We start from the raw sequence: 2,363 nt of genomic DNA, 5'->3' as shown, positions 1-2,363 counted from the left end.
ACTTAATCGTATCTTTGTTTAATTACCACAGCTGATGATGACTTTGTCTATAGTTTGTCTTCAGTCTAAAAGGAGCTCTGATGAGCTCCTTTTAATTTCCACTACAATCTTTCTAGCATTGCTTTTACTAATTTTAATGCATTGTTCGCGGAATATTCCACAAAGGTGGCGAAATCATGGTGGGCTGAACCGTCGGCTTTGTCAGACATAGACCTGATAATCACAAACTTAATATCATTTAGGTAACAGGCTTGGGCAACAGCTGCCCCTTCCATTTCCACACAATAACCTCCTAATTTTTCCCCTAACATAAGGGCTTTTTCTTTATCTGCCACAAAAACATCCCCTGATAAAATTCTTCCTTTAAAAACTTTAGGGAAATCAGGTATACTTTTAGCACTTTCCTCTGCCAACTGGATTAGCCCTTGATCTGCAGCAAATTCCACTTTATTTAAACGGGGTATTTCCCCTAATTTGTAGCCAAAGGCTGTGGCATCGAAATCATGTTGCACACAATCAGTGGAAATAACAATGTCCCCAACTTCTATTTCAGGGTGAAGACCTCCAGCCACTCCAGTGAATATTATTTTATCTACTGAAAAGTGATCTACTAAAATTTGGGTACAGATAGCGGCATTTACCTTTCCTATACCGCACCTTACCAAAACTAACTCTTTGCCAAAGAGGATCCCCTTATAAAATTCCATACCTGCTTTAGAGACTATTTCTATATTTTCCATTTGTTCTTTAAATAATTGTACTTCTTCATCCATTGCCCCTATAATTCCAAGCATTATTTCAACTCCTTTTCCTCTCCATCATTATTTAAAAAATCTGCTAAACTATAGGATACTTTAAAAATATCCCCTGCTCCCATTGTGAGCACTAAATCACCTTCTCGGGCTTCACCCTTTAGATACTGATAAATTTCCTCTATGGAAGGGATGTACATTACATCTTTGTGTCCATTTTCCTTGATCTTTTCTACTAATTTTTCAGCTGATACCCCTTCTATAGGTTTTTCTCCAGCACTATATATATCCCCTATAATAACCTTATCGGCAAAATTAAAACTTTGAGCGAATTCCTCCATTAAAAAATGGGTACGGGTATATCTTTGGGGTTGAAATACCCCTATTACCCTTTTATATCCAGCCTTAGCAGCTGCCTTTAAAGTTGCCTTAATCTCTGTGGGGTGATGGGCATAGTCATCTACCACTAAAATTTTACCATCATAGATTATTTGAAATCTCCTTTTGGCTCCTCTAAATTCCTTTAATGCCTTTTTAATATCCTCAAATTCTACCCCTTGTAACAAGCCAATAATTGTCGCCCCTAAAGAGTTTAAAATATTGTGTTCTCCAGGAACAGAAAGTTCTATTGTACCGAGATTTCTTCCTTTATGATAAAGTTCAAATCTCGATCCCCTTTCCTTTAATTGAATGTTTTGGGGATAATAATCATTAGTCTGGGATAATCCATAAGTGATCAACTTTTTATCAAAGCCCCTTTGAATTATTTCCCGAACATTAGGGTCATCGTAATAAACTACAGCACAACCATCTTCTTTGAGATTTTGCAAAAACTGGTAAAAGGTATCTAAGAGTTTAGCAAAACTACCTTCATAATGCTCTAGATGGTCAGCTTCTATGTTAGTTATTAATGCAATATTAGGCTTATACCTTAAAAAAGAATGATCACTTTCACAGGCTTCAGCTACTACAATATTACTACTACCTAACCGGGCATTTCCTTCAAAATTACTTAACTCTCCACCAATAAGGGCAGTTGGGTCTTTACCCCCTTGTTCTAAAATAAAGGCGGTCATTGATGTTGTAGTAGTCTTACCATGGGCCCCGGCAATAGCAATTCCATAACCTTTATTGAGGATTAAAGCTAACATTTCAGAGCGATGGTATACTTTTAATCCCCTTTTTCTACTTTCCACAAGTTCAGGATTATCTTCTGGTATGGCAGTGGAATATACTACAACTTGGGCATCTCCAAGGTAATCTTTGTGATGACCGATATAAATTTTAACACCCTTTTCCATTAAACTTTCCACTATCTTTGATTTATTCAAGTCTGAGCCTGTTACAATATATCCCATTTCTAAGAGGATCTTTGCAATAGCACTCATTCCATATCCACCAATTCCGATAAAATGCACCCTTTTTTCCTGTTCCACTTAATAGTCACCGTTACAGAAAACTTATAAAACTTTATAAAGCTTTTATCAAACCTTATAAAATGTTATGTTTCCTTCCTTGTTCATCGTGTCCAGTTTCGAAAAAATCTACTCCTGTTTGGTTTAACACTCCGAAGGCTTAAATTCCCGACTAACGAATCGGTACATATCAATA

At 36.5% G+C, this 2,363-nt stretch carries 2 protein-coding genes; both read right to left on the bottom strand.

Translation table 11 applies throughout. From position 1 onward, the window contains the following. Window positions 1–101 precede the first annotated feature (101 nt). Complete coding sequence (locus BMX60_RS11730; RefSeq protein ID WP_091351614.1) at window positions 102–794, bottom strand: 5'-methylthioadenosine/adenosylhomocysteine nucleosidase; 693 nt, start codon at window positions 792–794, stop codon at window positions 102–104. Next, on the bottom strand, window positions 794–2,188 hold the full coding sequence (murC, locus tag BMX60_RS11725) for a UDP-N-acetylmuramate--L-alanine ligase (protein WP_091351613.1): 1,395 nt from the start codon (window positions 2,186–2,188) through the stop codon (window positions 794–796). The genes BMX60_RS11730 and murC overlap by 1 nt, the downstream gene beginning before the upstream one ends. Window positions 2,189–2,363: the final 175 nt, after the last annotated feature.

Source organism: Anaerobranca gottschalkii DSM 13577 (genome assembly GCF_900111575.1).
Taxonomy (GTDB): domain Bacteria; phylum Bacillota; class Proteinivoracia; order Proteinivoracales; family Proteinivoracaceae; genus Anaerobranca; species Anaerobranca gottschalkii.
The sequence above is the reverse complement of the archived record's forward strand: the minus strand, read 5'-3'. Positions and strand labels throughout refer to the sequence as shown.